A 23,438-nucleotide genomic window follows, 5' to 3' on the forward strand; every position below is an offset into this window, starting at 1 on the left:
GACCCAAGCGGCCAGACTCAAAGATTCAAGAGGGGGATTAGAAAGCCGGTCAAATCCTAAGGAATTCGTTCACCGGGTTTTTTGAAACCTTATTTAGAACCCTGTGCCAAGATGATCCATAGGGTGGATTGCCCTTGGGTGGGCATATTGGGCGAGCATCGTTGAACCAGTCATGACAGGTTCCATACTCATAGTCGATGACGATCCCGTGCAGCGCAGGCTGCTCGAGGCGGCCGTGACGAAATTCGGCCACAGCGCGATCATCACGGATGGCGGCGAGGCCGGTCTCGACGCCCTCGACGGGCCCAATTCGCGCGACGTGTCGGTGGTCATCCTCGACCTCGTCATGCCGGGCCTCGACGGCATCGGCGTGCTGAAGGCGATGCGTGAGCGCGGCATCCAAGTTCCGGTCATCGTACAAACCGCCCAGGGCGGCATCGAGACCGTCGTTTCGGCCATGCGTCATGGTGCTTTCGATTTCGTCGTCAAGCCGGCCTCTCCCGACAGGCTGCAGGCATCGATCGGCAATGCGCTCAAGGTCGAAGCGGTCGAGGGTGAAGTGAAGCGCACGTCGCGGCGGCGCGGCGGCCATCTGACCTTCAAGGACATGATCACGCACAGCCCGGCGATGGATCGGGTGATCCGTCTCGGCCAGAAGGCGGCCGCGTCCAACATCCCGATCCTTATCGAGGGCGAATCCGGTGTCGGCAAGGAGCTGGTGGCGCGCGCCATCCAGGGCAGCGGCGATCGCCGCTCAAAGCCCTTCGTTACCGTCAATTGCGGCGCCATCCCCGACAATCTGGTCGAATCGATCCTGTTCGGTCACGAGAAGGGCTCGTTCACCGGCGCCACCGAAAAACACACTGGCAAGTTCGTCGAGGCGCATTCGGGCACGCTCTTCCTCGACGAGATCGGCGACCTGCCGCTCGACGTGCAGGTCAAGCTGCTGCGCGCCGTTCAGGACGGTGAGGTCGATCCGGTCGGCGGACGTTCGACCGTCAGGGTCGACATCAGGCTGATCTCGGCGACACACCGCAATCTTTTGCAGCAGGTCAAGGACGGCAAGTTCCGCGAGGATCTGTTCTATCGCTTGAATGTCTATCCGATCTTCGTGCCGCCGCTGCGCGATCGTCGCGACGACATCCCGTATTTGGTCGAGCACTTCCTGGAGAAGGTTGCGCCCACCGATCCACGTCACCGCCTGCACGGCATTTCGGCTGCGGCGCTCGCCATGCTGCAGGCCTACGACTGGCCGGGAAACATCCGGCAGCTGGAAAACGCCGTCTTCCGGGCCTCAGTGCTTTGTGAAGGCGATGTGCTGACCGAAGAGGAGTTTCCGCAGATCCGGGCGCAGGTCGAGGGCACCGTCAACCTCGATGCGGATGGCTCGTTGCCCGCCTCGCCCTTGGTCATCGAGCCGCCTGGCGAGAACGCCCCGGCCGATAACGGCATCGCTGCGACCGAGCGCGATCCGCCGGCCTGGCCGCAGCCCCGCTTCGGCACGCTGCGGGCGCTCGACGAACGCGGCAATGTGCGGGCGCTGGCCGATGTCGAACTCGAAATGATCAAGCTCGCCATCGACCATTACAACGGCCAGATGAGCGAAGTTGCCCGCCGCCTCGGCATCGGCCGCTCCACGCTCTACAGGAAGCTCAAGGAATACGGCATCGATCCGGAAACAGGCCGTATCGACCGGCTTGCTTCCTGACAAAGCAAGTGCGGACCAGCTTGTCAGCCTGGCATCAGGACAAATCGACAGTCATCGATCGGGCGTGACGAGCGTCGGGCGACGCGCTTGCGGCGGTGTTCACGCATTGAGGCGGCCGGTAACAGATCGTGTTCATGGCAAAGGCCGAAACATGATCTAAACCAGCAGTTTACCAAGAAACCCTGCGCATATTTTTGACGGGATATCGCCACGGTGTTACCGCATTTCGGCTTCAATAAGCGATGATTAACCATTAGGATCGATATTCGGATGCGAGCACCACCGCATCCGTTGGTCAAATCCGGGGACAAACGGCAGCCTGCAAGGCCTTTTGATTTGAACAAAGTCGAACGACACACAAACGGGCGGCATTATCACATGAGCGTCTGGCCGAGATGGCTGGCAGCGGTGATCCTCGCCTTTGGCTTCCTTACAGCGGCTGCGACCGGCGCCAGCGCCCAGACGCGTTCGCTGAAACTCTATAACCTCCACACCAAAGAGAAGGCGGAGATCGTCTTCAAGCGCGGCGGCCGCTACGACCAGGCGGGTCTGAAAAAGATCAACGTCATCCTGCGCGACTGGCGCCGCAACGAGCCGACCAAGATGGATCCGCGCTTGCTGGACCTGGTCTGGGAGGCTTACCGGCAGAGCGGCGCCACCGACTATATCCAGGTCGTGTGTGGGTATCGCTCGTCGTCCACCAACTCGATGCTGCGCAGCCGCAGCAGGGGCGTCGCCAAGAAAAGCCAGCATATGCTCGGCAAGGCCATGGACTTCTACATTCCCGGCGTGCCGCTGAAGAAACTTCGCGACATCGGTCTGCGGATGCAGGGCGGCGGCGTCGGCTATTATCCGAGATCCGGCTCGCCCTTTGTCCACATGGATGTCGGCAATGTGCGCCACTGGCCGGGCATCAGCCGCCACGAATTGGCGCGTGTGTTCCCCAATGGCAAGACGCTGCACGTGCCGAGCGACGGCAAGCCGCTGCCCGGCTATTCACAGGCGCTCGCCTCCTACAAGGCGCGCAAGGGCGCCGGCGCTCCCGCCATCGAACTGGCCAGCGCAGGTGGCGGTTCCAAAAGATCCGGTGGTCTGCTGGCGGCTTTCTTCGGCGGCGGTGAGGACGAGGCGGATGACAGCGCCGATGTCGCAGCCGCGCCAACGCCGAAGTCAACCAACGTGAAGCCGGCGAACGTGAAGCTGGCGAACGCGAAGCCGGCGCCGGCCGCCAAGAGCAGCAAGCTTCCGGGCATTGCCATCGTGTCGCCTCAGGATGCGAAACGCGCCGAGATTCCGCAAATCGCCGATGCGCCTGCTCCGGAACCGGAGGAGGACGCGCCGGAAACGATCATTGCGGCGCTGCCGGCGCGCAGCGTGCCGCTGCCTGATTTCGCCCCGCGTCCGAAGACCGATGTCGGCGCTCAGCCGCCCGAAAACGTTCCGTTCGGCGTGGCGGATGCCACCGCCACCACCGAACAAGCGGTGGCGAGCGCGCAAGCGCCGGCAAGCGCTCCCTTCGGCATGGCCGAGCCGTCTGCTGTCGCCGATGCGGCGCAGGTTGCAGCCAACAACATTCCGTTGCCGACCTGGCGTCCCGATCACTCGCTGCCGGCCGACCTTGCAGCGGCCGACCTTGCGCCGCAGGACAAGGATGTGCTTTTGGCGCTCGCGGATACGGCCGGACACGGCAAGACCGCTACCGATGCGTTCTCGGTGCTGCCGTCGGCTCGGCCCGACTTAGCTCAGCCCGACTTGGAGCGGCCCGACTTGGCCCAGACGGACCACGTCCAATCCGACGCGGTCAAGGCCGTCCTGGAGCGGGTCAGCGCAACCGACGAATACCAGGTCGCTTCGCTCTCCCAGCCGAGCTCGGTTCTCAGCAATCCGGCGAGCGTCAATGCCGCATCGCCGCGCGAGGCTGTCTTTGCCCGTCCGGCCGGCTCGGATCCGGCCGCGGCGATCGGTGCGGGTGTAAAGACCACCCGCAAGGCAGCCAGGGCAACCGCCCGTGACCTGAAGCCTGGTCCCAAGTCAGTGGTGGTCGCCGCCGAGCCGAAGGCCGCGCGCTGGGCATTGAACAGCGGCGAGAATGTCGCCACCGTCTCCAGCGCGACGACGGCACCGCGCTATGCCTACAATATCGTGCACACGCCGCCGACCGAGGTCTACACCGCCGGCTTCCAGTCGAACGATCAACTGGCCGACGCCAACCGGTTCACCGGCAATGCCGTCAAGTTCCTGTCGGTCGCCCGCTTCCAGACCAAGTAGCGGATCGACCAGCAATACAAGCCGCGCCGGGCAACCCGCGCGGCTTTTTGCTGTTCGCAAACAAAAACGCCGCGATGCTGCCAGTCCACTTGGGGGTGAGAGTTTCTCTACCGCCCGAGCTTGCTCGCCGCGCGCGCCAAAGCCTCGATTTCGTCCCACCTGCCGGCCTTGACCAAATCGTCCGGCGCCACCCAGGAGCCGCCGACGCAGATGACGTTGGGCAGGCTCAGATAGTCGCCGGCGTTCCTGTCGGTGATGCCGCCGGTCGGGCAGAATTTGACATCGGCGAGCGGCGAGGCGAATGCCTTGAGCGAGGCGATGCCGCCCGACTGTTCCGCCGGGAAGAATTTCAGGAAACGCAAGCCTGCCTCGCGGGCGGCCATGATCTCACCCGGCGTGATGGCGCCGGGCAGCAACGGAACGTCGCTGTCCTTCGCCGCCGCCAAAAGCTCGCGGGTGATGCCGGGGCTGACGATGAACTTGGAGCCGGCTGCTGCCGCCTCGCCGAACTGGCGGGCGTCCAGAATGGTGCCGGCGCCGACGATGGCGTCCTCGACCTCGCTTGCCACAAGCCGGATCGCCTCCAGCGCGTCAGCTGTCCGCAGCGTGATCTCGATCGCCGGCAGGCCGCCGCGTGCCAGGGCACGCGCCAGCGGCACGGCATCGGCAACGTTGGCGATCTTCAGCACCGGGATAACCGGTTGGCCGTTGAGGAGCGACAGGAGCTTTTCGGTCTTGCTGGGCATTTGTCGTCTCTCCGGTATTGATCCGTTCAACCGGTTAGCAGAAGGCCGTTTTTCTGTCCACGAAACGAAGCGTGTCGCGATGTCACGCACTGCCGGCAATTCCGACAGCCCGGCCGTCAAAGCAACAAGAAGAGGCGGTTCCACGCGTCAGCCTTGAATCGGCGTTCATGAGCGTTTAGTGGCTTCGGCGATGACACTGCCCAATCAACCTTTCCGCGTTGCCGCGCTCTATAGGTTTGCCCGTCTCGACGACTTCGAGGCATTGCGCGCGCCGCTCGCCGCCTTCTGCTGCGGACGCGGTATCAAGGGCACGCTGCTTCTGGCGCATGAGGGCATCAACGGCACGGTCGCCGGCAGCGAAGCTGACATCGCCGCGCTCATCGATCATCTCGAATCCATCGAAGGTCTCGCCGGTCTCGAGGTCAAGTACAGCAGCGCCACGCAGATGCCGTTCCACCGCATGAAGGTGCGGCTGAAGCGCGAGATCGTCACCATGGGCGTTAGGGATATCGATCCGACGGCAAGCGCCGGCACCTATGTCGCACCGGCCGACTGGAACGCGTTGATCTCGGATGCGGACACGATCGTCATCGACACGCGCAATGCCTACGAGGTATCGATCGGCACCTTCAAGGGCGCGGTCGATCCCGCTACGGCGAGCTTTCGCGAATTCCCGGCCTGGGTCGAGCAGCACCAAGCCGAGCTCGTCGGCCGGAAGGTGGCCATGTTCTGCACCGGCGGCATACGCTGCGAGAAGGCAACGGCCTATGTGAAGTCGCTCGGCTTCGAGGATGTGTTCCATCTCAAGGGCGGTATCCTGAAATATCTCGAAGAGGTGCCCGCCGAACAGAGCCTCTGGCAGGGCGAGTGCTTCGTCTTCGACGAGCGCGTCTCGGTGTCGCACGGGCTGGTCGAGGGTGAGGCGGAACTGTGCCGCGCCTGCCGGCATCCGCTGATCGGGCAGGACCTGTTATCGCCGAAATACGCCGCCGGCATCTCATGTCCGCATTGCTTCGATGCCCGTTCCGACGAGGATCGCGCGCGCTACGCCGAGCGTCAGCGCCAGGTTGAGCTTGCAGAAGCGCAAGGCAGGGCTCCGCACGTCGGACGTTAGAACGACGTGCGTCCGCTTGGACGCACTTGGACGCACAAAGTACGCTCTAACACTTTGAATCTACGCATCGTGCTTTCCGAAAATGGATTCCGATTTTCGGGCCGACACTGCAGATCCTGACATCATCTTGTTTTCGCCATCATTGGCAAAGCGCTCATCCGTCATTGTAATGCCAATATGCGGGGCCTACCTCTTCAACGTCCGAAAACCTGCCCGTCCACGTTCGGCCGGGCCAATTCTGGAGGCATTGATGTTCGATCCCAAGAAGCTCCTCGACGATCTGCTCGGCTCGCAAATTCCCGGAACGGGGTCGACCGTCCGCGACAAAGGGGGTCAGGCGATGCAGATGGCCAAGGACAATCCGCTGGCGGCCGGCGCGCTGGCCGCGGTGCTGCTCGGAACCGGCGCTGGCCGTCAGGTCACCGGCACTGCGGTGAAGCTCGGCGGCCTGGCCGTGATCGGCGGCCTCGCCTACAAGGCCTACCAGAACTACAAGAACGGCAAGGCGCCTGCGGAGACGGCCGCAGCCGGCTCGCCGGAATTGCTGCCGCCGCCCGCCGACACCAGCTTCCATCCCTCGCAAGCGCCGCAAGGCGAGGACGAATTCACGCTGACGCTGGTGCGGGCGATGATTTCGGCGGCGAAGGCCGACGGCCATATCGACGACGACGAACGGCAAAAGATCGCCGGCAAGCTCAGCCTCGCGGGCATCGGCTCCGACGCTGAGAAATTCCTGATGTCTGAGCTGGAAACGCCGCTCGACCTGGATACGCTGGTCGCCGGCGCCCAAACCGACGCGCAGAAGCTCGAACTCTACACCGCCTCGCGCCTCACCATCGATCCGGATACGCGTGCCGAACGCGGCTATCTCGATCTGCTCGCCGGCCGCCTCGGGCTGCCGGACGCACTGGTCGACCATGTCGAGGCGACGGTGTCGGCGGCAAAGGTACCGGCGCCAGAGGTGCCGGAGTCAGGGGTGCCGACGTCGGGCAAGGCAACCGCCGGTTCGCGCTGGTAGGGTTCCGGGCCGCGGAGAGCGGGAATCCGGGCGCCCTCTCGCGTTAATGTCTCGTTTACCTAGGAAGCGCATGATTTTAGCTAGTCGGATCGGCTTTCCTCCTCCCAAGCCGGTTCAGATCAGGGCGGCCGCCAATGGCCGCCCTTTTGTCAAAGCCAGTTAGCGCATGAGCCGAAATCGGAATCGATTTTTGGAAGCGATCATGCACAAATCAAATTGCTCGATATCAAGGTGCTATGGCGTCCTTTGCGGACACGCGGCGCTGTAGGAGGACAGTTATGACAGACTACAAAACAGCCATCGTCACCGGCGCCGGCACCGGCATCGGCAAAGCCGTCGCTACGGCGCTGCTCATGGCCGGCTGGAATACGGTGTTCTGCGGACGCCGCAAGCCGGTGCTGAACAAGGCGATCGCTGATGCCGGATCTACACAAGCCAAGGCGCTGGCGGTCGCCTGCGACATCAGCAAGGCCGATCAGGTCGACGAGATGTTCGAGACGGTGGCGGCGGCCTTCGGCCGTGTCGACCTGCTCTTCAACAATGCCGGCACAAGCTACAAGTCGACATTGATCGACGAAATCCCCGTCGAGGTGTGGAACGAAGTTGTCGGGGTCAATCTCACCGGCTCGTTCCTGTGCGCCCGCGCCGCCTTCGGCGCTATGCGCAGGCAACAGCCGATGGGTGGCCGCATCATCAACAACGGCTCGGTGTCTGCCTACGCGCCGCGTCCGGGCTCGGTGCCCTATACCGCGACCAAGCACGCTATTACCGGGCTGACCAAGACGCTGGCGCTGGACGGCCGGCCTTATGACATCGCCTGCGGCCAGATCGACATCGGCAACGCCTTGACCGACATGGCGCAGGCGATGACGGTCGGGGTACCTCAAGCCAATGGCTCTATCGCCGCCGAAGCGGTGATGGATGTCCAGCAGGTCGCCGATGCCGTCGTCCATATGGCCAGCCTGCCGCTCGACGCCAATGTGCTGTTCATGACAGTGATGGCGACGAAGATGCCGTATGTCGGGCGAGGGTGAGCGGTTGGTTCGCGTAAGCGAATTCATCGTGCCAGTGGCACGATGAAGGCCGGCGAACGCCTGGACGCTGCGCAGCAGCGGGGACCCGGCCGGGCCGCGATCAATTTTGGCTAGGACTGCATAACCGAAAGCGGCACGCCGGGAAGATACAGCGAAATGGGGCGGATTTCGTAGACGGCGGTCGGATTGACGCGGCGAAGGTCGCGCGCAATCGCGATCGCGGCATCGCGCGTGGCGCAGTCGACGACGTAGAGCCCCAACAATTGTTCCTTGGTCTCGGCGAAGGGTCCGTCAATGACCATTCCGGCGCCCGGCCCGCGCAAGGTACAGGCGTCTTGGGTCGCCCCGAGCCGCGCCGCCGGGCCAAGGGTGCCTTCGCGGTATAGCCGTTCGTTTATCTGGAGCAGGTCGGTCATCAGCGCCGCATCCTCGTCCGGAGTCAGCGCAGTGATCACTTCCTCAACGTGATAGGCGAGGATGGCATAAAACATCTGACGTCACCTTTCTTCGGTCGTGAATTCTATCGCCGACGACAGCGATCTCCTTGTTGAGACAGTGCCGCGCGTCCTATCGGGCGCAAAGGACGCCGTAGCACTTTGATTTGCGCCTCCGCGAAAATCGATTCCGATTTCGGGTCATGCGCTTGTTCTCACTTGCCCAGAAACGCCTCGATCCGCTCCAGCGCGCGCAGGATGTTCTCTTCGGAATTGGCGTAGGACAGCCTGATATAGCCTTCGCCCAGAATGCCGAAATCGGGTCCGCCGATCAGCGCCACGCCGGCATCCTCAAGCAGGGCAGACGCCAGCTTCTTGGCCTTCCAGCCGGTTTTTGAGACATTGGGGAAGGCATAGAACGCGCCCTTCGGTGTGATGCAGGAAACGCCCGGCAAGGCGTTCAGCCCTTCGACCACGACTTTCCTGCGGCGGTCGAAGGCGCGCATCATCTTGTCGACGTCGTCCTGCGGACCATCGATGGCCGCGATACCGGCATACTGGCTCGGCGCGTTGACGCAGGACCAGCAATTGACCGCCAGCTTGCGCACCTTGTCGTAGAGGTGGGCGCCCTTGTCGCCGTTCGGCCAGATCGACCACCCCATGCGCCAGCCGGTCATCGCCCAGGTCTTCGACCAGCCGTTGAGTACGATCAGCCTGTCGCGGATCTCAGGGAAACTCAGCAGCGAGCAATGGGTCTCGCCGTCGTAGGTCATCACGTCGTAGATCTCGTCGGAGAGGATGGCGACGTCAGGGTGCGCTTCCAGCCCTTTGACCAGCTTCTCAATCTCGGCGCGGGGGGTGACCCCGCCGGTCGGGTTAGCCGGCGAGTTGAGGATCAGCAGCCTGGTCTTCGGCGTGATCAGCGCCAGCGTCTCCTGCGCCGAGAAGGCAAAGCCGTTCTCCTCGCGCATCGGCACCGGTACCGGAGCAGCACCGGTGAACTCGATCATTGAGCGATAGATGGGAAAGCCGGGATCGGGATAGAGGATCTCGGCGCCCGGTTCACCGAACATCAGGATCGCGGCAAACATGGTCGGCTTGCCGCCGGGCAGGATCATCACGGCCTCGGGCGAAACCTCGACGCCGGTGGTGGTCAGCGTGCGGCGCACCACCGCTTCGCGTGTCGCCAGCAGGCCGTTGGCCGGCGTGTAGCCGTGGTGGCCGTCGCGCAGCGCCTTGATCGCCGCCTCGACGATGTGCTGCGGCGTCTTGAAGTCGGGCTGGCCGATGCCGAGATTGACGATATCGCGGCCCTGATGGGCGAGCGCGGTGGCACGAGCCAGCACCGCGAAGGCGTTTTCCTCGCCGAGACGATCGAAGGCCGAAATCGTGTGGAGCATTTTTCCTGTCCGTGTGGTTCTTTCACCGAGCGAGCGTTTTTGTGAGCGTCCTTTCGCAAAAGTCAAACGGATTGGAGCTTTGCGTGTCGGAAAACCTCAAGAATTGGCAACCGCGCCCGCGGCCAGAACGCAAAGTCCTGGAGGGGCGCTATGCCAGGCTGGAACCGCTCGACGCCGAAAAGCACGGCGACGGCCTGTTCGAGGCGTCGTCGGTGCCTGACGTCGATGGCCGCTTCGTCTGGCTGTTCGACTATCCACCGCAGACCCGCGCCGCCTTCCAGCCATGGCTGGACAAGGCCGAAGCCAGCGAGGACCCGCTGTTCTTCGCGGTCATCGACAAGGCCAGCGGCAAGGTCGCCGGACGCCAGACGCTGATGCGAATCGATCCGGCCCATGGCGTGATCGAGATCGGCAACATCTATTGGGGGCCGCTGATCTCGCGCAAGCCGGCGGCGACGGAAGCGCAGTTCCTGTTCATGAAATACATCTTCGATGAGCTTGGCTATCGCCGCTACGAATGGAAATGCAACAACCGCAACGAGCCGTCGAAGCGCGCGGCGGAGCGTTTCGGCTTCAAGTTCGAGGGCATTTTCCGCCAGCATCTTGTGGTCAAGGGCGAAAACCGCGATACCGCGTGGTACGCGATCATCGACAAGGAGTGGCCGGCACTGCGCAGAGCCTATGAGGCATGGCTCGATCCGGCCAATTTCGATGGCGACGGTCGCCAGAAGCGACGGCTCGAGGATTTCCGCGCCGAGTTCGGCGCCTGACCATGATCCCGAAAAATGGAGGCCGGTTTTCGGGCAAGATCACGGTCAAACGAGAAGGACCATGATCCCGAAAAGTGGAATCCGGTTTTCGGGCAAGATCATGGTCAAACGAGATTGAGCCTCCATCCCGATTCTGCCGGGATGGATCAGGCTCTAGCAGGAGTTTGCAGATGGCGCATGGTTCGCAAGGGCATGAGCACAGCCACGGCGCCGGTCATGTGCACGGCTCGACCGACAAGAAACGGGTGTTGGTCGCAGCCTGCCTGACCGCCGGCTTCATGGTCGTGGAAGCGCTTGGCGGTCTCTTCACCGGATCGCTGGCGCTGCTGGCGGATGCCGGCCACATGCTCGCCGACTGTATCGCGCTCGGCCTTGCCTGGTATGCTTTTCATCTGGCCGGCCGGCCGGCCACCGTTAGCCTCACCTATGGTTTCGGCCGGGTCAAAACGCTGGTCGCCTATACCAACGGCATCGCCATCTTCGCCATTGCGCTGTGGATCATCTATGAGGCTTGGGAACGCCTGATGACGCCTGCGCCCGTGCTCGGCGGGCCGATGCTGGTCGTCGCGATCGCCGGTCTGCTGGTCAATATCGGCTCGTTCTTCGTGCTGCATGGCGGCGACCGCGACAGCCTGAACATGCGCGGTGCCATCCTGCACGTGCTCGGCGACCTGCTTGGCTCGGCGGCGGCGATCATAGCTGCGCTGGTCATCCTGGCAACGGGCTGGACGCCTATCGATCCGATCCTGTCCGTCCTCGTCTCGCTGCTGATCCTGTCCACGGCCTGGTCGCTGATGCGCGAAGCAGCCCATGTCCTGCTCGAAGGCGTGCCGGCGAGCCTTGATCGCGACCTGATCGCCAGGGACATAGAGGGCACAGTCAGCGGCGTGCGCGAGGTGCATCACATGCATGTCTGGTCGCTCGACGGGTCAAGCAACATGGCGACCTTGCATGCTTGCCTCAACGATGGCGTCGATGCCCACAAGGCGGTCAGCGCCATCAAGAAGCGGCTTGCCGCCGAGCATGGCATTGCCCACGCCACCGTAGAACCGGAATTCGGCCATTGCGCCGACAGCCATGACGGCCACGATGGCGAGCACGACCATGCGCACGATGCGGCTCCGCATCATGGCCACTATCACTGACTCCGGGAGTTCCATGGCATTGGTAACGAACTTGATGAATTCCTGCCGCGTCAGGGCCGCGTGATGGATCGCGACACGCGCAACGCGGCGATAGGCGCCCTCTGGGTGCTGCTGCTGTTCGGCATCGCCGCCTACTATTTGCCAACCGTGATGCTGGCGGTCGGCCGTGTCTCGACCATTCTTGCCGCTGTTATTGCCGCTGTCTTCATGGTGGCCATTTTCGTCGTGTTTTGGCTGCGTGGCCGCAGCCAGCGCAAAAAGGATCATTGATATGCGTGTTTTGATTACCGGCGCCGCAGGCATGGTCGGCCGCAAGCTCATCGCCCGGCTGGCGAAGGACGGAACGCTCAGCGGCCGGAAGATCGCCGCGCTCGACCTTCATGATATCGTGCCGCCGCAGGCGCCGACACTGGAAGGGGTCGGCGTCACCATCCATACAGGCGATCTCGCCGCGGCGAGCGCGATGGAACGGCTGGTCGCGTCGCGCCCCGACGTAATCTTCCATCTCGCCGGCGTCGTGTCGGGCGAGGCGGAAGCCAATTTCGATCTCGGCTATCGCGTCAACCTCGACGGCACAAGGGCGCTGTTCGATGCCATAAGGCTGGCGGGATTTGCGCCGCGCGTCGTCTTCACCTCGTCGATCGCCGTGTTCGGCGCACCGTTTCCCGACATCATCCCCGACGAATTCCACCCGACGCCGTTGACCTCCTACGGCACGCAGAAGCTAATGGGCGAAGCATTGCTCGCCGATTATACGCGGCGCGGCTTCTTCGACGGCATCGGCATCAGGCTGCCGACCATCTGCGTCAGGCCGGGCAAGCCCAATAAGGCGGCTTCGGGCTTTTTCTCTGGCATCATCCGCGAGCCGTTGAGCGGCCAGGAAGCAATATTGCCGGTGCCGCGCTCTGTCGTGCACACCCACGCCAGTCCACGCTCGGCGGTGAATTTTTTGATCCACGCAGCAGGGATCGACGGCAGTGCCGTCGGGCCGCGCCGCAATCTGACGATGCCCGGGGTCGCCGTCACGGTCGGCGAGCAGATCGAGGCCCTGGAACGCATTGCCGGCTCCAAGGCGGTGAACCTGATCCGCGAGGAGCCCGACGATACGATCTGGGCGATCGTCAAGGGCTGGCCGACACGGTTTGAGGCGCGGCGGTCGAGGGAGCTTGGCTTTGCCGCCGAAACCAGCTTCGACGACATCATCCGCGCCCATATCGAGGACGAGCTGGATGGGAAGCTCTAACTTGCGTTGATATTCAGGTCACGGTGGGCTGCCGCTTTCCGGTACTACGCCAATTGTCGACCTCGGCGCTGCCCCTCACCTGCCTGCCGGCATCCTCTCCCCGTAAACGGGCGAGGGGCGCTCTCATCGACGGTTTCGCCAATCACCAGCGCTGCAGAAACAGCGCCGTCGTTGCGGTCAGCCCCTTCTCTCCCCGTCACTGTACGGGAGAAGTGCCCGGCAGGGCGATGAGGGGCGAGGTCGACAATTCCTGGGTCATTACTTGGAGGCTGCGCGTCCAATCAAGACGTCATCCGCCAGTCAGGCTCGCCGAAAGCAGCAGCAGCCCGAACAGGAAGACGAAGGCTGCGCCGCCGATCTCGACGATCGAATGGATGCGGTTGCCCATGCGGCCGTCACCGGCGAAATAGACCGCCCAGTTCTTGGCCGTCACCGCCAGCGTCGCCAAGATCGAGACCGTGATCGCGGTGCCGAGCGCCATCGCCAGCACCGACAGGATGCCGCCGAACCACAGCCCGTTGAGCATGGCAAAGCTCAGCACGATCAGCGCGCCCGAGCAGGGGCGGATACCGACCGCCGCCACCGCCGACCAGGCGGTGCGCCAGTCGAAGCGGTCACCGGAAAGCAGCGCCGGGTCGGGCGCGTGTGAATGTCCGCACGTCTCGCAGACCTCCCCCGCCGCATGGTGATGATGATGATCGTGCCCGCCATGGTCATGGTGATGGTCGTGTGCGCCATGATCATGGTCGTGGCCATCATGGCCGTGTGCGTGAAGCGCATGGGAATGTGCCGGAGCATGTGCGGAATGCGAATGGCCGGCATGGGCCGCCGACAGGCTGTAGGCAGGGTTCGCGCCGAACAGGCGAAGGATAGCGGGGCCGGCCTTGCGCCACAAAAGCCAGGCGCCGAACAGGGTGACGAAGACAAAACTCATGACTTCGAGGAACCAAGCCGCGTCGGTCATCGATATGGTGGTGCCGCGCAGGACGAAGTAGGCGAGCATCATCACGAGGATCGCCGTCAGCGCCTGCAGCAGGGCCGAGACGAAGGACAGCATGATGCCGCGCTTGAGCGCGACTTCGTTCGCCACCATGTAGGACGAGATCACCGCCTTGCCGTGACCGGGGCCGGCGGCATGGAAAATGCCGTAGGCGAAGGACAGGCCGATCAGCAACCACAGCTTGCTGCCATCCTCGCGCATTGCCTTCATCGCGCCGGCAAGCGCGCGGTAGAATTCCTGCTGACGCAGATTGATCCACATCAGGATTTGGGCGAACGGGCCGGTGGTGGGAGCTATCCCGTCATTGGTGCCGATGCCGAGCGAGCTCTGTGCGTGGGCGGAGCCGAGGAGGTGCGTCATCACAAGGGCGGCGGCCAAAAGGCCGAAAGCCAAACGCAGGGACGGTTTCGTCACCGGATTATCCTTCTGGCCGACAGTTCAGTTCAAGCTTGGTCGCAAAGATCTTGCTCATATCGGTGCCTGTCGGATCGTTGAAGAAGGCGTCCGTCAGGGTCTTCTGGTTCTCGGCGAGCGCCTCGTCGGGGTTGGGACGAACGACCTTGCTCGTGCATGTCGACGGCAAGCCGGCGACCTGCAGATTGGCGTCCTCGGTGAAATCGATCGCCGTGTAGAAGGTCGGGTCATAGACACCGATATCGATCTTGCCGGCCAGCCTGGTCGGCGCCTTCGGTTCGGATTCGAACAGGATGATGAGCTGGTCGTTGTCGAAATTTGCCATCAGCTGCGGCGGCGGGTTCATCGCCTCGTCCTTGCCGTCGACGGTGACGAGCTGGAAGTAATTGAACTCCGCCAGCGAAGCGTGGACGGTGTCGGCGACTTCCTTCAGCTCCTTGTCGTCGAGCTTCAGATCGGAATTCTTGTCGAATTCCATCATCACCGTACTCGAAAACAAATCGTCGAAGCGCCAGACATGGCGCAAGGCCTTCACACTTTGGTGATCCGGGCTGAGGATCACTTCGAGGCGAGCCTCGGCGAAGACGTGGGGATGCACATTTGCTGGCCCGACCGTGGCAAATGTCGCCGCCATGGCCGAAGCCATCATGATTGCTTGCCGTTTCAGGTGCATTCTGGGTGGTGATTCCATCAACTTCGGAGACCGCCGAGAGTTACCAGAAAGGGGGCGAAAATGGGACCCCCCGGCGGCTAAAAGCTCATGCATTGTCAATCGTCTTGAACCACTGCACCAGGAAATCGACAAAGACGCGAACTTTCGCAGGCAAATAGCGTCGGTGCGGATAGACCGCAAAGATGCCGCCACCCGGCAGGATGCGGTCATCCAGCGCGGGCACCAGCCGGCCACTTTCGATATCGGGCGCGGCGATGAAATCCGGCAGGATGGAAAATCCCAATCCCGCCACGGCGGCGGCCCTTGCCGCCATCGGGCTGTTGACCTCAATCGGACCGGAGACCGAAACGGTTACCGTGTCGCCGCTGTCGCCCTTGAACGGCCAGTTGGTCAGCCAGCGGCCATTGGTGTCGATGATGCAGGGCACGCGGCCAAGGTCCTGCGGCCGTACCGGCATGCCGTGCTTTGCGATCAGTTCGGGCGATGCGCAGAGCCGCACCGAAAACGGCGCCAGACGCCTGGCGATCAGCGAGGAGCTTTCCAGCCGCGAAATGCGCACAGCGAGATCGAAACCTTCCTCGACCAGATCGACGAAGCGGTCGTCGAGATGAATGTCGAGCACGATGTCGGGATGCTGCTTGGCGAAGTCGATCAGCGATTGGCCGATCGGTGCGTCAGCAAACGTGCGTGGCGCCGACAGCTTGATCCTGCCGCGAACGTCGCCGGAGGATTCGCGGACCGCATCGGCCAGGCTGTCGACCTCGCGGACGATTTCCGAGGCGCGGCGGTAATAGGTGTGGCCGGCCTCGGTCAGCGAGAACTGCCTGGTGGTACGGTTGAGCAGTAGCGCGCCAAGCTCGTCCTCCAACTCGCGCACATATTTCGACAGCAGCGCCTTGGAGCGGCCGATCTTGCGCGCTGCTGCCGAAAAACCTTCGGCCTCGACCACGTCGATGAAGGCGCGCATGCGGGTCAGCGTATCCATGTCATGCGCTCCTTTGGTGGGCTGAAAGGATGCGCGCGGCAAGCGCCATCAACTGCCGGTCGCTGTTCTCAGGTCCGAGCAGCGAGAGGCCGAAAGGGGCGCCGTCGAGATGGCCCAGCGGCAGGGTGATCTGCGGAAAGCCCGACAGGCCGGAAAGACACAGCAGTCTCAGCGCGCGTTCGCGATAGGTCTGCAAATCGTCGAAGGAATCAGCCTTGAGCGGGGCGGCACCCGGAACGGTCGGCAGCACAAGGACGCCGTCCTCGCCAAGACGCTCGGCAAGTTTAAGACGAAACGAAACGCGACGTTCCGTTTCACGCTGTGCGGCTGCCGCGTCGATGGTCGCCCCATGCTCGAAACGCTCCTTGACGCCGGGGCCGAGCATCCGGTCACCCTGCGAGATCCAGGCACCATGATTTTGCCACGCCTCGTACCCCTGCAGCGTCCGGAAGCACCAGTAGAGATCGTCGGTGGAATGCGAGAGCGGCGCAATGACCCGCGGCGCGCCCATTACCGAAGAGACATGGCGGACCATGCCGCGGTATTCATCGGCTTCCCGCGGGCCGAGCACGAGCCCGTCCAGCACATCCAGGGCGAGCGGACGCTGCAATTCGTGGCGATGGAGATCGTCGCCGAGCAGCACCGCGCCGACCTTGTCATAGGTCGCCATATCCTTGGCAAACCACCCGAACGCATCGAGGGAGGGAGCCAGCGGCATGGTGCCATCGAGCGAGATGCGGCCATGCGTGACCCTGAGGCCGATCAGGCCGCAGAAGCTTGCCGGCGCGCGGATCGAGCCGCCGGTGTCGGATCCGATAGCGATGTCGGCCAGCCCGCCGGCGACCGCGGCGGCGGAACCGGAGGACGAGCCGCCGGTGATGCGGTCCGGCGCTGCCGGATTGACCGGCGACGGAAAATGCGCGTTCAGCCCCATCAGGGAGAAGGCCAGCTCGTCGGTCTGGGTCTTGCCGACGAAGCGCGCGCCCGAATCAAGCAGCGCCTGGACGGCCGGCGCTGTCGCCAAGGCGGGGGAAGCCTCCTGGTATTTCTGCGGATTGCCGCAGCCGGTGCGGTAGCCGGCCACGTCGTAAATATCCTTGACGGCCAGCCGCAGACCGGCAAGCAGGCCGGATTGCGCATTGGATACCGGGATATCGTCGAGGTCGAGAAAAGCGTTCAGCGGGCCGCGTGTGCCTGTCATGCGTTCGATATCCGGATACAGTCTGTGCAACATTGTGCGCTGCCGGAAATTTTACAACCTGCCATACGATTTTTATTGATTGTGAAACCCTTCGCTCTTATATCGCGCTTGCCCAAAGTCGCACGTGCCTGTGGGTGTCCGCCGATCCTCAAAATGGTGAGGGATATCGGTAAGGTAACTGGAGCTAACCCCTCCAGTCGGTTTAGCGGCCAACCGCCGAACCGAGGACACCTTGAAGCAACGACGGTGCGGGCCTTTCTGGTGTTCTGCCGGTCGTCCAAAGACCGGGGTTACTGAAGAGGCACACCTTCATTGCCGGCAGTGCGGACGGGTCTCCCATCCAAGCCAAGGCAGACAAAGCGAACCGAGGCCGGGCAAGGCCAAGGTTCACCGCCGCGAGACGGCGCTTCATGGTTCCGGGGTCTCCACCGGCTGGTTCCATGGATTTGACGTCCCGCCTTTGTCCACCGCGTGTTCGCGAGGTCGATGACCCGCGTCCTGCAGCCTTTGTGCGCGCCGAAAGGCGCTGATGGAGAGACCCCGATGGCTACCCAGCGCATCCTTGACTTCCTCGCCACCCGACGTCCGAACGGCCCATGCCTCGTCGTCGACCTCGATGTCGTGCGCGACAATTTCCGCGCCTTCGAGAAGGCGCTTCCTGACTCGAAAATCTATTATGCGGTGAAAGCAAATCCGGCGCCGGAAATCCTGCGCCTGCTTGCTGCGATGGGCTCGTCCTTCGACACCGCTTCGGTTGCCGAAGTCGAGATGGCGATGGACGCCGGTGCGCCGGCGGACCGCATCTCCTTCGGCAACACCATCAAGAAGGAGCGCGATATCCAGCGCGCCTATCAGCTCGGCATCCGGCTGTTCGCGGTGGACTGCGTCGAGGAGGTCGAGAAGATCGCCCGCGTTGCACCCGGCGCCCGTGTGTTCTGCCGCGTGCTGACCGACGGCGAAGGCGCCGAATGGCCGCTGTCGCGCAAGTTCGGCTGCGTGCCGGCGATGGCGGTCGACGTGCTGCGCCATGCGAGGACGCTTGGTCTCGACGCCTATGGCGTGTCGTTCCACGTCGGCTCGCAGCAGACCGACCTGACCGCTTGGGACCGCGCCCTCGGTGACGCCAAAAAGGTGTCCGTCACGCTCGCCGAGGAAGGCATTGTGCTCAAGATGGTCAATATGGGCGGCGGTTTTCCGACCCGTTACCTCAGGGATGTGCCGGTGGCACAGGCCTATGGCCAGGCGATCTTCTCGGCGCTGCGCAAGCATTTCGGCAACGCCATCCCGGAAACCATCATCGAACCGGGCCGTGGCATGGTCGGCAATGCCGGCGTCATCAAATCGGAAGTCGTGCTGATCTCGAAGAAGGCCGACAACGACAATGTGCGCTGGGTCTTCCTCGACATCGGCAAGTTCGGCGGTCTCGCCGAGACGATGGACGAGGCGATCCGCTATCCGATCGTGACCGCGCATGACGGCACCGAGACCGCTCCGTGCGTGCTCGCCGGCCCGACCTGCGATTCGGCCGACGTGATGTACGAGAAGACGCCGTATCCGCTGCCCCTGTCGCTGACCATCGGCGACGAGGTGCTGATCGAGGGCACCGGCGCCTACACGACGACCTACGCCTCGGTCGCCTTCAACGGCTTCGAGCCTCTCCGATCCTACGTGATCTGACGGCTCGCAAGAGCCGGTCAGATCACCCGGTGCGGACGACGAGATCGCCCGCCTCGGTTCGCCTGTGGAACAATCCGCTCGTGAAGGATCGCGGAAATGGAAATTGTGGATTTCATCGTTGAAGGCGCCGTGGGCTGGCAAATCTCCCCCCTTGAGGGGGAGATGACCGCAAAGCGGCCAGAGGGGGTCGGTTCGGCTGCCGCGACCTCTCTCGGACTGCGTGGGGCCGGCGCTTCACGCGCGGCGACCCCCTCTGTCGCCTTCGGCGACATCTCCCCCTCGAGGGGGGAGATTGCCGGCGCCTTCGTCATCGCCGCCGAAACCGCTGCCGATGACCCGGCGCGCGAGGCTTTGCTCGATCGCGCCATGGGGCCGAAGCGCCGGAAAAAATCGTCGGAAAAGTTGCGGCGCGGCCGCCGGCCTTCGGAAGGCCTGGCCTTTGTCGCGCGCGACGCGTCAGGCGCCGTCGCCGGCACCGTGCGGCTCTGGGATGTCGTGCTGGGCGAGGGCGGTCGGGCAGCCCTTCTGCTCGGCCCGCTCGCCGTCGATCCCACAATCAAGAATGCCGGCATCGGCTCGGCGCTGATGCGCCATGCGATCACTGAAGCCGCGCGTCTCGGTCACGCCGCGATCCTTTTGGTCGGCGACGCGCCCTATTACGAACGCTTCGGGTTCTCGGCGGAAAAGACCGGCTCGCTTGCCATGCCAGGCCCTTATGAGCGGCACCGCCTGCTGGCGCTGGAGCTGGTGGAAGGCGTACTCGCCGGCGCGCAGGGCACGCTGAAGGCGGCAGGGCGCAAGCTGAAGTCACAGCGACTGCCGCTCGCGGCCTGACAGATCGGAAACAAGCCGCCGCCCATCGGGCGGCGGCTTGTTTTCATCCCGATTGGTTGGATCAGCCGATCAACTGGCTCAGCGCCATGGCGACGCTCATGTCGCCTTCGACCTTTATCTTGCCGGACATGAACGCCATGGTCGGGTTGAGATCGCCTGATATCAGCGACTCCAGGTCGTCGAGCGAAAGCTTTATGGTGCAGTCGGCCGGCGCGTCGGTGGTCGAGATATCAGCGCCGTCGATGACAATGACACCGTCGCCGCCGGTATCGAATTTCACCGAACGATCGAACCCGGCACTCGCCACGCGCGCGCTGATCTTGTCGGCAATTTCCTGAACGCCCATGGCCGTTCTCCTCGTCTCGTTGCGTTTGTCGCACCCATTGGCACTTCGGTCTGGGCACTTCGATCCGGCCGAAGTCGCCGTCTTGCGCATTTCGCGATCACGATCGCTGGCGGCATATAGCTTTGGGTTGACGTTTACGTCAACGCGGTTCCCCGAGATGAGATGGGTTTTATCGCCGCAGCGAAGCTGAGTTGGTCACGAGAGGCAGCCGAGAGGGGGATGGCGGTCCATTGCATTTAGCTGGACACTGCCGGCAAATGACCGCTACCATCGCCATGTCGCTTGAATCAGGTTTCACCTGGAGATCGAATGCTCGAAGAACCGAACAGAAATCCCGGATCCCATCGTTATGGGAAGCCGAGCTTGTGGTGGCCACCACCGCTGGGTTGATGGCCTGCGGGCCTGATCCAAGCTGAAAATTTAATTTCGTGTTCAGAGAGACATAATCATGAATACCATGCTTTCCGTGGAAGCCCGGGAGACCGCGCTTGCCGTGACTTTCTCGTCAGGCGAAACAGTCTGCTATCCCTGGCTTTGGCTAAAGGATAATGCACCATCGGCGTTTCACCCACAGACCGAAGAGCGAATATTCGACCTGACCAGCGTAGACGCCTCGCTCAGACCCCTCAACGTGCAGGGCAGACGTGGCGCTGTGAGCATTGTCTGGCCGAACGACCAGGCTGAGGAGGAAATCCCGGGCCATTTCTTTGACTCCAACCGCCCAGGCAGAAGGCGGGACGATCCGGCTGAGATCGCTCCGAAACTCTGGGACGGCTCGATCGATCTTGAAACCATACCGCGTTACTCAGCCCGGGACTTCTTTCAAAGCGATGCCGGTCTGCTTGCCTGGCTGAAGGCGACGGCTGCATACGGGCTGTCCATCGTCGAGGGGCTTGGCGATGATCCAGACGCCGGGCGGCGTGCGGCCGAGCGGATAGGTTTCCTGCGCCAGACAAATTTCGGCACTATGTTCGAAGTCGTGTCGATGCCGAACCCGAACAACTTGGCCTACACCCCGGTCGCCCTGCCGTTACATACCGATCTCGCCAACCAGGAGGTGCCGCCCGGCTATCAATTCCTGCATTGTATCGCCAATGAAGCTGAAGGCGGTGGATCGGTCTTTGCCGACGGGTTTGCGGTCGTGGCCGCATTACAGGCGGAAGATCCGGAAGCCTACCGTCTCTTGTGCGAGGTCGATATCCCCTATCGTTTTCACGACGAAAACTACGATCTGCGCGGTCGGTTTCCTGTGATCGTAACTCGACGCAATGGAGACGTGACAGAGTTGCGGTTCAACGCCCATCTTGTCGATGTCATCGACCTTCCCTCCGAGATATGCACTCCCTTCTATGCGGCTTATCGCAAGCTGATGATGATGATCCGCAGCTCGCGTTTTCAAATAGCCTACCGCCTCATGGCCGGCGAAATGGCGGTCTTCGACAATCGCCGGGTGCTTCACGGCCGCCAATCGTTCAACCCAAACACGGGGCTGAGATATCTGCGGGGATGCTACGTCGATCGGGGTGAGTTTCAGAGCCGCATTCGCGTCCTCTCCCGATAGCGGCACGACGATGATCGCGGATGTGCGGTCAGTAGCTGTCGGTACCTAAGGTCTTGAACTCCGGCGGACGTTCCGACGGTGGTTGTTTGCCCGAAAGCCGGCGGCAATCAGGGCAGTTACAGTTTGCATCATTCAAACAGACGAGGACAGTGGCCAAGCCTGTCCCTAGCGTGGACTCGGCCTCTTGCGCTCAGGGTGGCGTAAAACGGGACCATGACAGCAGGTTCAAGAGCGGCCGTCTCACGCGGCGACCGTGTCAGGGGAGGTAGGATGAACCCGTATCCGGCAGGCGAGGATCAAGACTCCGTGGTGGCGCTAGAAGGGGGGGACGTTCAGTCATGAGAATCAAAAGTCTGATCAAGCGTGCCGAGAAGGTGGACAGAGCATTCAAGGAGCTCGAAGCCGATTTGGCGGATGCATTCGATGAGTGTCTCAACCTAGACTACCAATCGTCGTTGAATGACGTCCCGGATGAGAATCTCGCGGCAAGGGCGGATGCATTCGATGAGTGTCTCAACCTAGACTACCAATCGCCGTTGAATGACGTCCCGGATGAGAATCTCGCGGCAAGGAATGACAACTCTCAGCCTGAGGACGATGCGGACACTCCCGAGATCGCATTACGGCTGACTTCCCATACACAAACCCGACTGGCTGCGTTAAATGCCGTTGATGGGCTCTTTGACGATGCACGGGAGTATCTGGAGGAGATCAACACGAAACTGTCGGAGATCGCGACCTCGCATCATCTGACAGGCGAATTCCTGAAGCTGCTTCACGGGGACATTCTTCGCGCCAACGAGCTGGAACTGGCAAATGTCAGCCTGACCACACAGCAAAGAGTGCTGTCGGAGCAGCTCCACGACGCGACCAGAAAGCAGCGCGAAGGTGAAAGCGCTGTCGAAGCCCTGCAGCAGCGCGAGATAAGCCTGGTCGAGGACAAGGAGGCACTTCGCGGTGCGCTGGCTGCAGCAAGGCTGGAACTCGTCATGGCAGGCAATGCGAGCGCAGAACGCGAAGCGGAGTTCGGCGACCTCGTCAAAACGCTTTCGGCCAGAACGGCCGAGGCCAATAGATGCGCACGCGAGAACGACATACTAAGGGAAAAACATGTCAGCCTGTCGATCGACCTCGACAAGGCGCTGAAACGGGAAGCTGAGGCGCGGCACAGGCTGGATGAACTCTCGACGGTTCATGCCAGTGATGCGACGCGACTTTCGGAACTGCTGGCTGCGCTTGGCAAGAGCGAGAAAGAGGAGATGCGGCTGCAGAAATCGCTCGATATCGCGCAAGCGAAGCTGTCGGAAATGACGGAAGCGGCCCGTATCATGGAAGGTGACAGGGAAGCCGAGCGTGCGCGTAGTCTCACGGAGATCGGCGGCCTGCGCTCTGAAATTCGCAACCTCCAGTCACGATTGGAAGTTGCCTCGAACGAGAACAGTCAAGCCGCCAGCGAGATCGCCAATCTCAAGGCTCAATGGAGCGACGCTGTGGCCGAAAAGCAAATTGCGGAGGAAAGGTTGTCCGCTCTCAGAAAGGAGAACGAAAACGACAAGATGCACCTCTCGACGGTGAGCGCGAATTTTTCGCAGCTTTCCCTGCAGCAGGCATCCGAACAGATACAGCTCGATGTCCAGAGGCAGGAATGCGAGGATCTGCGAGCCGAAGTCGCGTTGCTCGATGCTCGGGTCAAGGAACTGTTGCCCTATGAGCGTCTCCACAAGGTCACAAACGCCAAACCGCATGAGAACGGCGTGGTCGAGATCACCGGTGTCGTGGCGGAGAAGGCCCGCGCCACAAGCAGGCGGCGCGTCCGTACGAGCCTGCGCGCTGCATCCTAAGGCGCGGGTGGGGGCTGCGCCGACTA

General features: G+C 62.6%; 21 protein-coding genes. 13 read left to right on the forward strand and 8 right to left on the reverse strand.

The window, feature by feature from the left end:
• Positions 1 to 172 precede the first annotated feature (172 nt).
• A complete protein-coding gene (locus tag AC0L3N_RS20970; protein ID WP_473549330.1) occupies positions 173 to 1,708 on the forward strand; it encodes a sigma-54-dependent transcriptional regulator in 1,536 nt (511 codons plus the stop codon).
• Between the two features lie 378 nt (positions 1,709 to 2,086).
• Positions 2,087 to 3,976: a peptidoglycan L,D-endopeptidase MepK gene (gene mepK / locus AC0L3N_RS20975; protein ID WP_473549331.1), complete on the forward strand. Its 1,890-nt coding sequence runs from the start codon at positions 2,087 to 2,089 to the stop codon at positions 3,974 to 3,976.
• Positions 3,977 to 4,083: 107 nt separating this feature from the next.
• On the opposite strand, the gene AC0L3N_RS20980 is transcribed toward mepK, so the two are convergent.
• Positions 4,084 to 4,722 carry a 2-dehydro-3-deoxy-phosphogluconate aldolase gene (locus AC0L3N_RS20980; protein WP_473549332.1) on the reverse strand — a complete coding sequence of 213 codons (639 nt, stop codon included), beginning with the start codon at positions 4,720 to 4,722 and terminating at the stop codon, positions 4,084 to 4,086.
• Between the two features lie 190 nt (positions 4,723 to 4,912).
• On the opposite strand from AC0L3N_RS20980, the gene trhO reads away from it, so the two are divergent.
• The 3 genes from trhO to AC0L3N_RS20995 all read left to right on the forward strand — a co-directional run bounded on the left by trhO (position 4,913) and on the right by AC0L3N_RS20995 (position 7,888).
• Positions 4,913 to 5,836 (forward strand): oxygen-dependent tRNA uridine(34) hydroxylase TrhO, encoded by a 924-nt coding sequence (trhO, locus tag AC0L3N_RS20985; protein WP_473549333.1) that lies wholly within the window; start codon positions 4,913 to 4,915, stop codon positions 5,834 to 5,836.
• Between the two features lie 250 nt (positions 5,837 to 6,086).
• Positions 6,087 to 6,854, forward strand: coding sequence for a tellurite resistance TerB family protein (locus tag AC0L3N_RS20990; RefSeq protein ID WP_473549334.1), 768 nt, complete (start codon positions 6,087 to 6,089; stop codon positions 6,852 to 6,854).
• Positions 6,855 to 7,132: 278 nt separating this feature from the next.
• Positions 7,133 to 7,888 carry an SDR family oxidoreductase gene (locus AC0L3N_RS20995; protein WP_473549335.1) on the forward strand — a complete coding sequence of 252 codons (756 nt, stop codon included), beginning with the start codon at positions 7,133 to 7,135 and terminating at the stop codon, positions 7,886 to 7,888.
• 110 nt (positions 7,889 to 7,998) lie between these two features.
• On the opposite strand, the gene AC0L3N_RS21000 is transcribed toward AC0L3N_RS20995, so the two are convergent.
• The gene (locus AC0L3N_RS21000) at positions 7,999 to 8,379 is read right to left on the reverse strand and encodes a YciI family protein (protein ID WP_473486439.1); all 381 of its coding nucleotides are present in this window, start codon (positions 8,377 to 8,379) and stop codon (positions 7,999 to 8,001) included.
• Between the two features lie 158 nt (positions 8,380 to 8,537).
• A complete protein-coding gene (locus AC0L3N_RS21005; RefSeq protein WP_123149643.1) occupies positions 8,538 to 9,722 on the reverse strand; it encodes a pyridoxal phosphate-dependent aminotransferase in 1,185 nt (394 codons plus the stop codon).
• 83 nt (positions 9,723 to 9,805) lie between these two features.
• Between AC0L3N_RS21005 and AC0L3N_RS21010 the strand changes: the two genes are divergently transcribed.
• The 4 genes from AC0L3N_RS21010 to denD all read left to right on the forward strand — a co-directional run bounded on the left by AC0L3N_RS21010 (position 9,806) and on the right by denD (position 12,880).
• Positions 9,806 to 10,492 carry a GNAT family N-acetyltransferase gene (locus AC0L3N_RS21010; protein ID WP_473549336.1) on the forward strand — a complete coding sequence of 229 codons (687 nt, stop codon included), beginning with the start codon at positions 9,806 to 9,808 and terminating at the stop codon, positions 10,490 to 10,492.
• A 170-nt stretch (positions 10,493 to 10,662) separates the two neighbouring features.
• Positions 10,663 to 11,637, forward strand: a complete 975-nt coding sequence (locus AC0L3N_RS21015) for a cation diffusion facilitator family transporter (RefSeq protein WP_473549337.1) — start codon at positions 10,663 to 10,665, stop codon at positions 11,635 to 11,637.
• Between the two features lie 63 nt (positions 11,638 to 11,700).
• Positions 11,701 to 11,907 (forward strand): hypothetical protein, encoded by a 207-nt coding sequence (locus tag AC0L3N_RS21020; RefSeq protein ID WP_029349698.1) that lies wholly within the window; start codon positions 11,701 to 11,703, stop codon positions 11,905 to 11,907.
• A 1-nt stretch (position 11,908) separates the two neighbouring features.
• The gene (gene denD, locus AC0L3N_RS21025) at positions 11,909 to 12,880 is read left to right on the forward strand and encodes a D-erythronate dehydrogenase (RefSeq protein ID WP_473549338.1); all 972 of its coding nucleotides are present in this window, start codon (positions 11,909 to 11,911) and stop codon (positions 12,878 to 12,880) included.
• A 289-nt stretch (positions 12,881 to 13,169) separates the two neighbouring features.
• Here the strand turns inward: denD and AC0L3N_RS21030 are convergent, their stop codons facing one another.
• The 4 genes from AC0L3N_RS21030 to AC0L3N_RS21045 all read right to left on the reverse strand — a co-directional run bounded on the left by AC0L3N_RS21030 (position 13,170) and on the right by AC0L3N_RS21045 (position 17,153).
• A complete protein-coding gene (locus AC0L3N_RS21030) occupies positions 13,170 to 14,294 on the reverse strand; it encodes a nickel/cobalt transporter (RefSeq protein WP_473549339.1) in 1,125 nt (374 codons plus the stop codon).
• A 4-nt stretch (positions 14,295 to 14,298) separates the two neighbouring features.
• Positions 14,299 to 14,967: a DUF1007 family protein gene (locus tag AC0L3N_RS21035; protein ID WP_473549340.1), complete on the reverse strand. Its 669-nt coding sequence runs from the start codon at positions 14,965 to 14,967 to the stop codon at positions 14,299 to 14,301.
• Between the two features lie 85 nt (positions 14,968 to 15,052).
• Positions 15,053 to 15,952 carry a LysR family transcriptional regulator gene (locus AC0L3N_RS21040; protein WP_473549341.1) on the reverse strand — a complete coding sequence of 300 codons (900 nt, stop codon included), beginning with the start codon at positions 15,950 to 15,952 and terminating at the stop codon, positions 15,053 to 15,055.
• Position 15,953: 1 nt separating this feature from the next.
• Positions 15,954 to 17,153, reverse strand: coding sequence for an amidase (locus tag AC0L3N_RS21045; RefSeq protein WP_473549393.1), 1,200 nt, complete (start codon positions 17,151 to 17,153; stop codon positions 15,954 to 15,956).
• A gap of 543 nt (positions 17,154 to 17,696) precedes the next feature.
• On the opposite strand from AC0L3N_RS21045, the gene odc2 reads away from it, so the two are divergent.
• Positions 17,697 to 18,830: an ornithine/lysine decarboxylase gene (odc2, locus tag AC0L3N_RS21050; protein ID WP_473549342.1), complete on the forward strand. Its 1,134-nt coding sequence runs from the start codon at positions 17,697 to 17,699 to the stop codon at positions 18,828 to 18,830.
• Positions 18,831 to 19,100: 270 nt separating this feature from the next.
• Positions 19,101 to 19,664 (forward strand): GNAT family N-acetyltransferase, encoded by a 564-nt coding sequence (locus AC0L3N_RS21055; RefSeq protein WP_473549394.1) that lies wholly within the window; start codon positions 19,101 to 19,103, stop codon positions 19,662 to 19,664.
• Positions 19,665 to 19,725: 61 nt separating this feature from the next.
• Here the strand turns inward: AC0L3N_RS21055 and AC0L3N_RS21060 are convergent, their stop codons facing one another.
• The gene (locus tag AC0L3N_RS21060) at positions 19,726 to 20,010 is read right to left on the reverse strand and encodes an SCP2 sterol-binding domain-containing protein (protein ID WP_473549343.1); all 285 of its coding nucleotides are present in this window, start codon (positions 20,008 to 20,010) and stop codon (positions 19,726 to 19,728) included.
• Between the two features lie 448 nt (positions 20,011 to 20,458).
• Between AC0L3N_RS21060 and AC0L3N_RS21065 the strand changes: the two genes are divergently transcribed.
• Together AC0L3N_RS21065 and AC0L3N_RS21070 are read left to right on the forward strand one after the other, a co-directional pair.
• The gene (locus AC0L3N_RS21065) at positions 20,459 to 21,571 is read left to right on the forward strand and encodes a TauD/TfdA family dioxygenase (RefSeq protein WP_473549344.1); all 1,113 of its coding nucleotides are present in this window, start codon (positions 20,459 to 20,461) and stop codon (positions 21,569 to 21,571) included.
• Positions 21,572 to 21,909: 338 nt separating this feature from the next.
• Entirely contained in the window at positions 21,910 to 23,412 is a 1,503-nt protein-coding gene (locus tag AC0L3N_RS21070) for a coiled-coil domain-containing protein (RefSeq protein WP_473549345.1), read from the forward strand.
• Positions 23,413 to 23,438 lie beyond the last annotated feature (26 nt).

The organism is Mesorhizobium sp. WSM4807 (genome assembly GCF_055811615.1).